Genomic DNA, 11162 nt, shown 5'->3' with positions numbered 1-11162 from the left:
TGTTGCCTTGCTCAGGTCTGATGTGCATAATCTGTCTCGTAGTGTTGTGAAGAAGCCGGTCTAGCCACCGGCTTTTTTTTGCCCAAAATTCAGGCGTTGTAGGTGTCCGGCGCATCCGTGGTAGCTTTCTGCTTCCACACAAGAAGGTCACGGAGACCGGACATGACTGATCCAACCGAAAAAATCATCGACAAGCTCAACGGGCAAAAGGGAGAGCTCCTTGCTACCCAGGCGCTGCTATTGGGCGTGCTGAGGTCGCTTCCGCTTGAAGTGCGTGCGGAAGCCATTCGCGAGTTCGATATCGAGATCGCTACTGCAAGATCGACGCTCGCGTATCTGCCAGTCCCAGATGAAGTCATTAACGGTCTCGAGAACTACGTGAAGGCCCTGAATCACATTCGGGTCTCACCAAACCAAGAGTGAGCATTGCTACGTAGAACGCCTTGCGGCTTTGCTCATCTGTCTTGAGCAGAGCCTTCTCCAGATGCTTTTTGCCTGCCATTTCCACTCCCTTCAGATTCACTGTATGAATTAACAGCCCAGCCGCTGTACTACCTGCCCTTCCCGCCTGAGCGGATAATTCGTATCAAGAACTGACCGAACCGCTTTTAAGCCGCTTTCTGCTTAGCCTTCATGACCTTCTTGTGCAGGGTTTCAATTGCCTTCCCGACCTCGTACCTGGTGTCACCACCCTTGGTTATGCGGAAGATCGTTGGCTGGGTGGTTCCGCAATGCTCGGCAATGCGAGCCTGGGTCCAGCCCTGCTCAGTCAGATCGGCCAGCATTTGCGAAATAGTCATCATGCCTCACCAATGCGTTTTGTAATTGGCCATGATAATACGCTACCGAATTAACGCAGGCAATACACTTCGCCCTCCCCTAATACGCTTGGGCGAAGCTATGACGATCGCGGCGCGCCTTCGCGCAAAAATGAACGAAAAGGCTCTGTCAGAAAACGAGCTTGGAAGACGAGCTAGTGTCCCACAGCCCACAATCCACCGAATCCTCCATGGTGATAGCAAGACACCTAGAAAGGCGACTGTCGAAAAACTTGCGCGTTCTCTGGGGGTAACCCCGGAATGGCTGCTGTTTGGCTCTACGCATGGCGACGTTCTACTGAGCCATGCGCCCCAACGTGGCATAAAGGAATATCCCGTTATCAGCTGGATAGCAGCGGGGGCATGGGCGGAGTCGCCGGACGTAGATCAGCTAGGACCTAACACAGAAATGCTCCCTTCAGAGTGCAATGCAGGAGACTGCGGGTATTGGCTTGAGGTCCAAGGTGACTCCATGACGCCCCCGCAGGGCAACGGTTTTACCCAAGGCATGAGGGTGCTTGTGCAGCCAGAGGGATTTGATCTTGTGAGTGGCAAGTATTACATCGCGCTGCTGGCGAGCACTGGCGAAACCACGCTGAAGCAATACGTGAGAGATTCGGGAATAGGTTATCTAAAACCCTTGAATCCAGATTTCAAGATGATCGTCATAGACGATGACGTTCAAATTATTGGTCGAGTTGTGGACATAAAGTATCCAAACTCTTTTCTTTGAAGGATCAAAAATGAATATAAAGGGGCTAGCCGTAGGCATCATTTGTGCGGGCTTGGCGCTCGCTCCAGCCTTGAGCTTGGCACGCACCCAGGGTGAGCAGATATGCGACATCCTCGATGGTTTAGCTGAGACTGCGATGCTCTCTCGCCAAGCAGGAGTACCGATGATTGAGGCTTACCGGAATACCGATAAACTCGACCCAGCCGCCTCAAAATCGGCAAAAATCATTATTGAAGCCGCCTATCGTGTTCCTCGTAGCGAAGGACAGCGGGATCAAACCATGGCAGTGAGCGACTTTCGAACAGAAATGTTCAAGGGCTGCTTAGCCAGCCAAGACGGAGAATAGCTCCTCCCCCTCTCAGAAAAAGCCCCGCCTCGGCGGGTTTTTTTCGTCTCGATAAAAATTAATACGTTTATGAATTGAAAAGGCTTGCACCAGTTAATTCGGTATCGTATTGTTCTACCCATCGAAACGCATCAAAGCGAATCGACACAAGACTGGTGAAGCCGCCAGATAGCACGGGATCAGCGAAGTGATCTCCCAGCCCCGGATAACGGGACCGACTGGACGAAGCTCTTTACAGAGAACGGAATCACCTGTTGGACAGCATCACTGAAGCACCTGGCTTGCCGGGTGCTTTGGGATGACAACCACCGAGTAAAACGTAATGGACACCACCATCGTATGTGGGGCATGGAGAGGCCACCTCGGCCGTGGTCTTGCGCCGCGAGAGTTGCAGTTTTTGTTGTCAGCCGCCCAGGGCTGCACAGCCAAGGAAATCGCCCGCACGTTCGGCATCGCGCCGGGCACGGTCGTTAAGCGTCTGTCGGTCGCCATGTTCAAGCTCGGCGTGAATCGCCAGACAGCGATGATCGCCGAGGCCATGCGCCGACAGATCATTTCCCCGCTCTGCCTGCTGTTCATGTCGGTGATCGTTCTGCACGCGGTGCTGGGCGATGAATCGATGAGGCGCGAGCGCAGAGCCCCCGAGTCACGCCGGGGCGGGTACGAACAGAAGATCAGCCGTAAAGGCTCGGACAAGCTGAGGCCAGTGGCGGCGATCTGCTGAGCAACAATTTACCTGCGCGGTCCTTACGACTGGCCAGCACGAGAAACCTACTGGAGAAACCAAAATGACAGAGGCCCAGTTAGCCGCGTTCAACGAGCTGGCAGCAGCAGCGAAACAAGAAGACGAGGCACAGCGAGCATACGAGCAAGCAAGCACCGCTCTAGAGCTGGCGATCACTGCCCTTGGCGGCGCGCGCACAGAGAGGTCCAGAGCTCAAGAAAAGCTTCTGCAGTCGGCTCGCTCCACAAATGAGAACCCGGCTCGGCATTAAAGCCTGACTCAAGCAATTGGCTGTTGCCTCAACCAGCACTACGTCAGCCTGACGAAAACTGCCCGAACCCTGTCATAGCGCCAGGCTGCATCGGATATCGCTCGGCCCACCGTCGTGACAGCGGGGTGGCCACCTTGTCCCGAGCCAGAGCTGATTTTCGCAGCGGCGTAGACGGGCAACACTCGGAGGGATTCGAGCGATATCCGATGCGGATGAGTACAAACCGTTAAATCGGCCCCCTGCATCACCCTCCCCCAAATCAAAACGACCGCATCGGCAGGTGCCAGGCCAGTCTCACGGCTGGGTTTGGTCACCCGCGCCTGGCATCTGGCCAATGCGGTCAAGGAGCCTCACATGCATCAGACAATCAGCCAGCGTCGTGCAATCCTCGAAGGCCTGCGCCAACGCTGCAACCTTTCCACTGCCGAGTTTTACGACAAGGTCGGCCGCCTGAACCCGGCCACCCTGCCGCGCTTCACGGTGGTACCAAACGGCAATAACGAGTTCGGTATCGTCGAGCGTTCAACAGGTGCTGTGCGCGGTGTGCATCGCGGCCACAGCGCGGCTTGCAAGGCCGCTGAGCAGTTGGAAACGCAACCTGTACGTCAGCCGTCGTTCGCCTCCCACATGCTGCGCTGGACTGCAGCCATCGCCACCGCCTTCGTTCTCTTCGCGCTGTACGGTGCAAGCTGATGATAAGTCCAGAGCTGAGCACGATTCAGCGCAACAAAGAGCGGTCCGCCATCCTCGAGGCTGAAGTGGCTGCATTCCTCAAACGCGGCGGCGTGATCGAAACCAAAAGCGGCTTTCCGTTGAAGCCCAAGCCAAAGGAATACGGCCGGATGAGTGCGCCGGTCGCGCGCCAGCCTTTACCGCGTCGGCGGACTAAAGAAGCACTGCGGGCCGCAGCGCCGAAAGACGTTATCCAAGACCGCTGCAACGCCCGCGCCAAGCAGGTGGAAGTCATCCGCAAGCTTGCCGAGACGATGACGATCACCGATGTCATGCGAAAAACTGACGTGAGCATCTACAGGCTTCGGAAGATGGCCCGCGTGCATGGCTTCGAATACAAGGCGTTCAGCCCGGCGTCGAACCTAATTCCCTATCAGACCGATCCGGTAGCTGACGCATTGAACGTAGTGCGGATCAAAGCCGCCCGCGACCGAGGCATATCGCGGAAGGCCGCCGTCGTCGAACTCGGACTGAGTAACACGATGATCAAGCGGCTGATCCGTGAATTCAACATCGACTACCCGCTGCAAGGGCCAAGCCCTAAATGAGGCGTATACAGTCCCGCGCCAACCATCGCCGCCGCCCTCTTCAACTCAACATCCCACCCAGTGGAATCAAGCCCTCGGAGAAGAACCCATGTCCACCCCTACCGATACAACCGAATTTCTGAACGAGCTGAATGGCGGTGCTTTCGCCAGCCAAATCGGCTACGCAATTTCCGAAGTCGCCTCGGGAGTTGTCGAGCATGGCAAGGCCGGGAAGTTGGTCATCACCCTGGACATGAGCCAGATCGGCGATTCCCACATGGTTAAGATCAAACACAAGCTCGACTACAAAGTGCCCACCAAGCGCGGAACCCGCAGCGAGAACACAGCGCTGGATACCCCGATGAACGTCGGCACCGGCGGCCAAGTAACGCTGTTCGCTGAAGCTCCTCACCCGGGACAGCTATTCGAGCGCGACCAAGCACCGGTCAAGCCTCGCACCTGATCAACCGCAACAACCCTTCCTCACCAAAGAGACCTGACAAATGTCCCTGACGAAAGAAGCTATTCAACTGATCACTGACACCGCGCTGATCGCGGAAGGCAGAGAGCTGAACACCGTCACGCCAACCATCGTGCTGCCCGAAGGCGCAAAGGTCGTGAACCTTGAGCAATTCGGCGCAGGCCGCAGTCGCTTCCGTGGCACGTTCTCCACCAACTCCCTGGCCGACTTCGCCAAATACGTTTCCGACCGCGCAGTCGCCGACGCAAAAGGCTTCATCAATCAGGACGAAATGACCTGTTCGGTGCTGTTCAACCTGGGCAACGAGGAAGTGCCAGGCCACGCAGATGACCGTGCAGTGCTGAAACTTAAGCCCACCGCAGCCTATCAGGCCGTGCAGGCCATCAGTGGCAAGGCCATGTCGCAGAAGGATATGAGCGACTGGATTGAAGACTGGCACAGCACGCTGTCGGCAGTCGGTGATGACCTGCAGAACATCCCACTGGCCAAGGCCATCGCCGCCGTGCGCACGATCACGGTCAAGGCATCGTCGGAAAGCGATCACACCGTCAGCGAGACCCGTGCTAGCCGCAGCGCAATGGATGCTATCGAGGCGACCAGTAAAGAAACGCTGCCCACGTCGCTGATCTTCTCGGCTGTGCCGTTTGAAGGTCTGCAAATGCGCGAAATCATCCTGCGAATCTCGGTCATCACCAGCGGCGCACAGCCGGTGCTGAAACTGCGCTGGGTGGGCGAGGACGTGCAGCGCGAAGATATCGCGCAAGAGTTCAAGTCGGTGCTTGAAGCAAAGGTGGGCGATGCCGCTCAGCTGGCGCTGGGTAGCTTTGCGGCCTGACGCCTGAAACCCGCGCCACGAAATCGGAGTGTCGAATACCGTGGCGCTGGAGTTTCACCGCAAGAGCATGCTGATGAGGCCGCAATTCCAGAATGATGCGAATCGGCTATCGAGGCTCTGCAGCAAAGCTTCTCGTTCTCGAAATACCCCAGGCTAAGGCTTCTTCTAAAGTCTTCAGCTCTGCATCTGGATGGTATTCCTCCATTTTTAGAGCGCCATTTTTATCGTACACGCCGTTAAAGACTTGAATATCTCCAAACTTATTCTTTCGCGCCCGAACATCTATCTCTCGATCATCGCTCACCCATTCACTGTGGTGCAGGAATGGCCCGCTTATCGCTGACCAATGAGTATATGCGTCGGTGTGCTGTTTCATTTTCAGCTCCGGTGATCCGGCGTGATGCCGGTCACTCGTAATACCTCATCCCGAACCAATTTGCCACCACCGGAGACGGAGGGCGGCGCATGCATGGAGATTGCCATGAACAAGTCACCATCCGCAGATAAAAAGCACCGCACGGTGCTGGCGTACTCAGTCGAAACCAATGATCCGGAAGAGTCAACCATTCAGTTCGCTACGTCGAACGCCGCCGCACGCCGACAGGGTGCTGACGAGATAGGCACCGACTTCAGTGGTGTGTCTTGCCGTCGCGCGCAATGGGCCGACCAATACGCTGGCCTGCGTTACATCCCCGCGAAGGCCTACATCGATGCGGGCTGGTGGTTCGATTGCAATCACTGCGGTATCCGCTGCGACAGCAATGCATGCAGGTGGGACGAGGAAACAGATTCTGATATTCCACTGAATCTAGTTTTCGATGGCCGCGTTGTGTACTGCTCAGAAGAGTGCAAGAGCGGGCACGACGCGGAAGTCAGTGCCCGAAACGCAAAGTTTGAGTCGTTCAAGTCCTCTGCCGCAGATGCCCAGCCGGGGATTACCTTCATCGAATTCACTGGCGGCTACCCCTATTGCGCAAACAGTGGGAAATTTACTTTCCCTGGCGCTCAGTACGGCGGATCAGTCAGCGACACGGAAAACAGTATAGAGCTAACTTAGTGGATCTGCGCCGTCGATAAAGTAGCGTGGGACCTCTTCATCTTTGAACAGCGGGCTGCCTAACCATTGCGCTGAAAGCTCTCAACGTTACCCAGCTCTTCGCGGTAGCGCGCTATTGCGATGATCTGTCGAACGACGGCGAGTAGTTCGGCATGGTTTGAGCCTTTGAAGTTTTCTAGAAGCAGATTCAATATCTCGGCTTCTTCCGCGATCGCCTCAAGCGCTTCTGTATCACTTTTTAAAGTCATAACGGTGCCCCGCTAGGGTGGTTGTAAAAATCTTTAATACCTCAATTTTAACGACTGACGCCACCCCTCGGAATCGATTATGAGCCAGCTCCACCAAATACTGGTAGGCGACTGCATCGACATGATGCGCACGCTGCCAGATGAAAGCGTGCATACGTGCGTGACCAGCCCGCCCTACTACGGTCTGCGTGACTATGGCGTAGAAGGCCAGATCGGCCTTGAAGAAACTCCTGCTGAGTTCATCGCCCGCTTGGTCGATGTGTTCCGCGAAGTGCACAGAGTACTCCGAGCTGACGGCACGATCTGGGTAAACATGGGCGACAGCTACGCAGGTAGCTGGGGCGCGCATGGCCGGGGCGATATGGGGGTTGGTGTTTCGACGATCAGCCAGCGCCAGGTCATGGCGAGCCAGCGGAAGTCGAAAGCAACAACACATGCCGAGTACAAGCCGAAAGATCTGATGGGCATGCCCTGGCGCCTGGCCTTCGCGCTGCAGGACGACGGCTGGTATTTGCGGCAGGACATCATATGGCACAAGCCGAACCCTATGCCGGAGTCGACGCGGGACCGCTGCACCAAAGCTCACGAATACCTGTTTCTGCTAAGCAAGTCGCGTCGGTACCACTGCGACATGCAGGCCATCAGAGAGCCGGCAGCATACGGCCCAACACCTTCTGGCGTTGGATTTGGTCACGGATTCGACGTGGTACCGAAACCACGCGTAACTGTGCCGACCGGCTGGGACACGTCAACCGGCGAAGGTGGCCACGGGGCCTTTCACAAGGATGGTGCTGAACGGAAGCGGCGGGACAGCTTCAAGCGTGAAGATTCAAAACGCGAGCAAGCCATTCCCGGCCAGTCAAAAGGCACGCACCGGCCTGACCGGGATGAAAGTACCCACGACACAGCGACGCGCAACAAGCGCAGCGTCTGGACCGTGGCGACCCACGCCTTCAAGGAAGCCCACTTCGCCACCTTCCCGCCCGACCTGATCAGGCCATGCATTCTTGCCGGCGCGCCGCGAGGCGGCGTGGTGCTGGACCCATTCGGCGGCGCCGGTACCACGTCGCTGGTTTCGATGCAGGAAGGTCGCAGGTCAATAATCTGCGAGCTGAACCCAGGGTATGCGGCATTAGCCCGTGCTCGAACCGACGCGGCTTGGGCGGACGGAGCGGCACAAATGGATGTGTTTCATGACGCAGAGCCAGCCGCATGAATCAGACGATTAAGGCTTCTTTGCCCCGACGAGCGTCCACAGATCCTTCAGGGCGCCAACAGCCGCTTGCATGCGCTCCTCATCGCCGGGATAACTCGAAGACCTTATAGAGCTGATCGCTCTTTCAACCAGCGCCTCAGGATGGCAGCCGGATCTGACCTTCATATCTTCGAGTAGCGTTAAAACCAAGTGCTCCAAAGCAATGACCTTCGCTTCTTGTGACATTCGAATCTCCTTTAACCGGCTTCTTGCCGGGCAACCACCAATACCCCACTTCAACGACTCACGCCACCCCGGCGAGGATGAACCATGTCCGAAAAACAGATCGATCCGAAAAAGCTCGAGCGGGCTATCCGCAAGATCAAGCACTGCTTGGCGCTGTCGCAAAGCTCGAACGAAAACGAAGCCGCCACGGCGATGCGCCAGGCTCAGGCGCTGATGCGTGAGTATCACTTGAGCGAGACTGACGTAAAGGTGAGCGACGTCGGCGAGGCTAAATCGTCAATGTCGCGAGCTGCACGCAGACCGTTATGGGATCAACAGCTGAGCGCAGTTGTGGCCAAGGTTTTTAACGTCAAGGCCCTGCGTTTCACCCATTGGTGCGAGACCAAAAAGAACCGCGTCGAGCGTGCCAAGTTTGTGGGAGTGAGCCCTGCACAACACATCGCTCTCTACGCCTACGAAACTCTTCTTTCGAAGCTGACGCAGGCTCGGAACGCATACGTTTCCGGGGTTCGTGCCGGCAAGTTCCGAAGCAACTATTCCGCCCCCACTGCCGGCGATCACTTCGCCATAGCCTGGGTGTTTGCGGTTGAGAGCAAGTTGCAAGAGCTTGTGCCGCGTGGTGAAGACCCAACAACGCCAGAACACCAAAGCGCAGGACAGGGGCTGGTAGCAGTAGAAGCCCAGCACCAAGCGCTGATCGATAGCTACCTCGCAGACAAGCAGATCGGCAAAGCCAGGAAGGTCAGAGAGGCAGAGCTCGACCTCAACGCCCAGATCGCCGGGATGCTGGCGGGCACCAAGGTCGACTTGCATGCAGGCTTGGCCAATGGCGCCGAGCATGCCCACGCCCTATCTGCAAGCGCCTGACCCAAGACTACCCATCACGCAGTTCACGGCGGGCCTCGATAGGCTGACCGCCATTTGGAGCCCTTGCATGATCAATTTCTTGTGGCGACTGCTCGCCAAGCTACTCGCGCGCCCGGCAATCGCTGCCTGGCTCATCACCAGCGCCCAGCGCACCCCATACCTGCACATCCGGTCAGCTGATGGACAAGAGGTGTACATGGGACGCTGGTGGCTGTTCAACGCCTACGACCGGGAAACGCACCTCGGGCGCATACGCTGGTGCGCTTGGTCGATCCGGGTGCACCACATCATGCGGCCCGACGCCGACCGGGACCTGCACGACCATCCGTGGGATGCGCGCACGGTCATCCTGCGCGGCTTCTACAAGGAGCAGCGCCGTTACTTTTGGCCGGCTAGCGATCCTACCGACCTCGACTACTGGCGAGAAGCGGGCGACACCGCACGGCTCAACCACGGCGAATACCACCGCATCGACAAAGTGTCGCCCGGCGGCGTGTACACGCTCTTCATCACCAGCCGCTGGAAAGGCGACTGGGGCTTTCTGGTCAACGGCGTAAAGGTCGCTTGGCGTGAATACACAGGGGAAAAATCATGATCAACGAATGCAAGGCTGTACCTGTCGGCTGTCGCCAGCGTCTCGCCGCCGAAGGAAAGCCATACCCGAGGTCGTCGTGCGCAGCCTGCGGTCAGTTATCTCCTAATTGGCGTGAGTGCGATTCGATGCTGGCCAGGCCCGCCTGTCAACCGTCAGCGCTCGCCCAGCAGGAAGATCAGAATCCCCGAGGCCCGCGTGAACTGTTCCAGAAATGGGCGCTTTCGGTCGAGCACCCCGTTAAGGGCTGGCTCGACGGTCACTGGCTTCGCCGTGGTGATGACCGCGAAGGGTATGCGGACGAATACGTTCAAGGCCTTTGGGTTGCGTTCAAGGCGTTCGGCGCCCGCCCAGCCGATCAGCAGGCCGAGCCGGTGGCGGCTATGTACGAAGACGGCTCAGTCCTAACGAGGGCCGACTGCATCGACGATGAGGTGTTCGCAATCTGCTGCAAGGCGCAGACGCCGCTCTACCGCCACGCCCAGCCCGCCACGGCGAAGGTTGATGAGCGACTGGTTGAGGCGACTGCTTTCGTGCAAAAGCTTCGTGATGCGGCAGCCGGACAGCCGACTGTTGCCAGCGGCTATCTGAGCGACATCTTGGATGTGCTTCGGGGCTGCGACAAGCCGAACAGCGGCCAGGCATGACCAGCAAGCCAATATGCTGGCGTGCAGCGGCCCAGGCAGTGCCGAAACAACCGAGTATCACCGCCGAAAGGCCGATACTTGAACTCATAAAGCGCTTCTCCAAGGGTTTGACAGGGCCTCACTTTTGCCAGGTGCGCCCGAACACCCCGCAGTAACCACCCCCTCTCAATCAATTCAATGTCAGCCGCGTGTGCGGCAAGGACGAAGTCATGCCCGAAAAAAGTTCACCAACTCTAAACAGCGCAGCGCGCGACGTCATAGCTGAGCGCCAGCGGCAAGTATCGGCCGAGGGCTATTCGCTCTATCGCGACGACGCCTACGTTAAAGGCGAGATGGCCGAGGCGGCATCCGTATATTCCAGACTAGCGGGCCAGCCAACAAGCATGAGCTCTGCGTGGCCTTGGGGCCAAGACAAATTCAAGCCCAGTTCTGACCGCCGTCGCGACTTGGTGAAGGCTGGCGCCTTGATTTTGGCCGAGATCGAACGTCTCGACCGCATTCCACTAATTAAGAGCTGGCCCGTTAAGCGTGACGAGAACGGATTTTTCCAGCATCCCGACCTCCCAGACTTCGATGAGGGTGACGGCGACAAGTGCAAAGCCTGGATTGCCGAACAAGGCCTCGAGGTGGTCAAGGACGAACTTGAGTATGCAAGCGACAAAGCTGTTGCTGATCGCTACTTCGAAGCGGGCGACCCTGATTGCAGTTACTGGGAGCCGGATCGCCCTGATGGTGAAGGCTGGTTCTGCCTGGCTATTCATGACACAGACGATGGCCCGGTCTGCTGGTGGGCACGGCGGGTGGTGACGCCATGACCCAGCCCAAGGAAAGACCGATCCTGTT

Annotated in this window: 18 protein-coding genes; 14 read left to right on the top strand and 4 right to left on the bottom strand. The window is 57.4% G+C overall.

What is annotated here, in order from left to right; all coding sequences use genetic code 11:
* Positions 1 to 162 precede the first annotated feature (162 nt).
* Complete coding sequence (locus ALO43_RS24265; protein WP_054998199.1) at positions 163 to 423, top strand: hypothetical protein; 261 nt, start codon at positions 163 to 165, stop codon at positions 421 to 423.
* A 185-nt stretch (positions 424 to 608) separates the two neighbouring features.
* On the opposite strand, the gene ALO43_RS24260 is transcribed toward ALO43_RS24265, so the two are convergent.
* Positions 609 to 800, bottom strand: a complete 192-nt coding sequence (locus ALO43_RS24260) for a helix-turn-helix domain-containing protein (protein WP_024691609.1) — start codon at positions 798 to 800, stop codon at positions 609 to 611.
* A gap of 31 nt (positions 801 to 831) precedes the next feature.
* Here ALO43_RS24260 and ALO43_RS24255 point away from each other — a divergent pair, with 31 nt between their 5' ends.
* The 7 genes from ALO43_RS24255 (at position 832) to ALO43_RS24220 (ending at position 5467) form a co-directional block, all read left to right on the top strand.
* Positions 832 to 1551, top strand: coding sequence for a LexA family protein (locus ALO43_RS24255; RefSeq protein WP_050587173.1), 720 nt, complete (start codon positions 832 to 834; stop codon positions 1549 to 1551).
* 10 nt (positions 1552 to 1561) lie between these two features.
* Entirely contained in the window at positions 1562 to 1897 is a 336-nt protein-coding gene (locus ALO43_RS24250) for a hypothetical protein (protein ID WP_024691611.1), read from the top strand.
* 322 nt (positions 1898 to 2219) lie between these two features.
* Positions 2220 to 2621: a helix-turn-helix domain-containing protein gene (locus ALO43_RS24245; RefSeq protein ID WP_003364229.1), complete on the top strand. Its 402-nt coding sequence runs from the start codon at positions 2220 to 2222 to the stop codon at positions 2619 to 2621.
* A gap of 625 nt (positions 2622 to 3246) precedes the next feature.
* Positions 3247 to 3585 (top strand): hypothetical protein, encoded by a 339-nt coding sequence (locus tag ALO43_RS24235; protein WP_054998197.1) that lies wholly within the window; start codon positions 3247 to 3249, stop codon positions 3583 to 3585.
* On the top strand, positions 3585 to 4172 hold the full coding sequence (locus tag ALO43_RS24230; protein ID WP_054998196.1) for a hypothetical protein: 588 nt from the start codon (positions 3585 to 3587) through the stop codon (positions 4170 to 4172). Before ALO43_RS24235 ends, ALO43_RS24230 begins: the two co-directional genes overlap by 1 nt.
* 88 nt (positions 4173 to 4260) lie before the next feature.
* On the top strand, positions 4261 to 4614 hold the full coding sequence (locus tag ALO43_RS24225; protein ID WP_016567829.1) for a hypothetical protein: 354 nt from the start codon (positions 4261 to 4263) through the stop codon (positions 4612 to 4614).
* Between the two features lie 40 nt (positions 4615 to 4654).
* Entirely contained in the window at positions 4655 to 5467 is an 813-nt protein-coding gene (locus ALO43_RS24220; protein ID WP_054998195.1) for a YfdQ family protein, read from the top strand.
* Between the two features lie 106 nt (positions 5468 to 5573).
* Here the strand turns inward: ALO43_RS24220 and ALO43_RS30475 are convergent, their stop codons facing one another.
* Positions 5574 to 5843, bottom strand: coding sequence for a hypothetical protein (locus ALO43_RS30475; RefSeq protein ID WP_054998194.1), 270 nt, complete (start codon positions 5841 to 5843; stop codon positions 5574 to 5576).
* A 105-nt stretch (positions 5844 to 5948) separates the two neighbouring features.
* Here ALO43_RS30475 and ALO43_RS24210 point away from each other — a divergent pair, with 105 nt between their 5' ends.
* A complete protein-coding gene (locus ALO43_RS24210; RefSeq protein ID WP_235662573.1) occupies positions 5949 to 6524 on the top strand; it encodes a hypothetical protein in 576 nt (191 codons plus the stop codon).
* Between the two features lie 59 nt (positions 6525 to 6583).
* Here ALO43_RS24210 and ALO43_RS24205 read toward each other — a convergent pair whose 3' ends face one another.
* Positions 6584 to 6772: a hypothetical protein gene (locus ALO43_RS24205; RefSeq protein WP_054998193.1), complete on the bottom strand. Its 189-nt coding sequence runs from the start codon at positions 6770 to 6772 to the stop codon at positions 6584 to 6586.
* A 79-nt stretch (positions 6773 to 6851) separates the two neighbouring features.
* Between ALO43_RS24205 and ALO43_RS24200 the strand changes: the two genes are divergently transcribed.
* Positions 6852 to 7988: a DNA-methyltransferase gene (locus tag ALO43_RS24200; protein ID WP_054998192.1), complete on the top strand. Its 1137-nt coding sequence runs from the start codon at positions 6852 to 6854 to the stop codon at positions 7986 to 7988.
* A gap of 9 nt (positions 7989 to 7997) precedes the next feature.
* Here ALO43_RS24200 and ALO43_RS24195 read toward each other — a convergent pair whose 3' ends face one another.
* Positions 7998 to 8213, bottom strand: coding sequence for a hypothetical protein (locus tag ALO43_RS24195; RefSeq protein ID WP_054998191.1), 216 nt, complete (start codon positions 8211 to 8213; stop codon positions 7998 to 8000).
* Between the two features lie 84 nt (positions 8214 to 8297).
* Between ALO43_RS24195 and ALO43_RS24190 the strand changes: the two genes are divergently transcribed.
* The 4 genes from ALO43_RS24190 (at position 8298) to ALO43_RS24175 (ending at position 11134) form a co-directional block, all read left to right on the top strand.
* Positions 8298 to 9080 (top strand): DUF2786 domain-containing protein, encoded by a 783-nt coding sequence (locus ALO43_RS24190; RefSeq protein ID WP_054998190.1) that lies wholly within the window; start codon positions 8298 to 8300, stop codon positions 9078 to 9080.
* Positions 9081 to 9147: 67 nt separating this feature from the next.
* Positions 9148 to 9675: a hypothetical protein gene (locus tag ALO43_RS24185; RefSeq protein ID WP_054998189.1), complete on the top strand. Its 528-nt coding sequence runs from the start codon at positions 9148 to 9150 to the stop codon at positions 9673 to 9675.
* Entirely contained in the window at positions 9672 to 10319 is a 648-nt protein-coding gene (locus ALO43_RS31690; RefSeq protein ID WP_235662572.1) for a hypothetical protein, read from the top strand. Before ALO43_RS24185 ends, ALO43_RS31690 begins: the two co-directional genes overlap by 4 nt.
* A 479-nt stretch (positions 10320 to 10798) precedes the next feature.
* Positions 10799 to 11134 carry a hypothetical protein gene (locus tag ALO43_RS24175; protein ID WP_042932682.1) on the top strand — a complete coding sequence of 112 codons (336 nt, stop codon included), beginning with the start codon at positions 10799 to 10801 and terminating at the stop codon, positions 11132 to 11134.
* Positions 11135 to 11162: the final 28 nt, after the last annotated feature.

Source organism: Pseudomonas tremae (assembly GCF_001401155.1).
GTDB classification, from domain to species: domain Bacteria; phylum Pseudomonadota; class Gammaproteobacteria; order Pseudomonadales; family Pseudomonadaceae; genus Aquipseudomonas; species Aquipseudomonas tremae.
The sequence above is the reverse complement of the archived record's forward strand: the minus strand, read 5'-3'. Positions and strand labels throughout refer to the sequence as shown.

Excerpts from the sequence above, each read along its gene's own strand:
- ALO43_RS24265 (WP_054998199.1), top strand. The coding sequence starts at position 163 with ATGACTGATCCAACCGAAAAAATCATCGACAAGCTCAACGGGCAAAAG.
- ALO43_RS24260 (WP_024691609.1), bottom strand. The coding sequence starts at position 800 with ATGACTATTTCGCAAATGCTGGCCGATCTGACTGAGCAGGGCTGGACC.
- ALO43_RS24255 (WP_050587173.1), top strand. The coding sequence starts at position 832 with ATGATAATACGCTACCGAATTAACGCAGGCAATACACTTCGCCCTCCC.
- ALO43_RS24250 (WP_024691611.1), top strand. The coding sequence starts at position 1,562 with ATGAATATAAAGGGGCTAGCCGTAGGCATCATTTGTGCGGGCTTGGCG.
- ALO43_RS24245 (WP_003364229.1), top strand. The coding sequence starts at position 2,220 with ATGGACACCACCATCGTATGTGGGGCATGGAGAGGCCACCTCGGCCGT.
- ALO43_RS24235 (WP_054998197.1), top strand. The coding sequence starts at position 3,247 with ATGCATCAGACAATCAGCCAGCGTCGTGCAATCCTCGAAGGCCTGCGC.
- ALO43_RS24230 (WP_054998196.1), top strand. The coding sequence starts at position 3,585 with ATGATAAGTCCAGAGCTGAGCACGATTCAGCGCAACAAAGAGCGGTCC.
- ALO43_RS24225 (WP_016567829.1), top strand. The coding sequence starts at position 4,261 with ATGTCCACCCCTACCGATACAACCGAATTTCTGAACGAGCTGAATGGC.
- ALO43_RS24220 (WP_054998195.1), top strand. The coding sequence starts at position 4,655 with ATGTCCCTGACGAAAGAAGCTATTCAACTGATCACTGACACCGCGCTG.
- ALO43_RS30475 (WP_054998194.1), bottom strand. The coding sequence starts at position 5,843 with ATGAAACAGCACACCGACGCATATACTCATTGGTCAGCGATAAGCGGG.
- ALO43_RS24210 (WP_235662573.1), top strand. The coding sequence starts at position 5,949 with ATGAACAAGTCACCATCCGCAGATAAAAAGCACCGCACGGTGCTGGCG.
- ALO43_RS24205 (WP_054998193.1), bottom strand. The coding sequence starts at position 6,772 with ATGACTTTAAAAAGTGATACAGAAGCGCTTGAGGCGATCGCGGAAGAA.
- ALO43_RS24200 (WP_054998192.1), top strand. The coding sequence starts at position 6,852 with ATGAGCCAGCTCCACCAAATACTGGTAGGCGACTGCATCGACATGATG.
- ALO43_RS24195 (WP_054998191.1), bottom strand. The coding sequence starts at position 8,213 with ATGTCACAAGAAGCGAAGGTCATTGCTTTGGAGCACTTGGTTTTAACG.
- ALO43_RS24190 (WP_054998190.1), top strand. The coding sequence starts at position 8,298 with ATGTCCGAAAAACAGATCGATCCGAAAAAGCTCGAGCGGGCTATCCGC.
- ALO43_RS24185 (WP_054998189.1), top strand. The coding sequence starts at position 9,148 with ATGATCAATTTCTTGTGGCGACTGCTCGCCAAGCTACTCGCGCGCCCG.
- ALO43_RS31690 (WP_235662572.1), top strand. The coding sequence starts at position 9,672 with ATGATCAACGAATGCAAGGCTGTACCTGTCGGCTGTCGCCAGCGTCTC.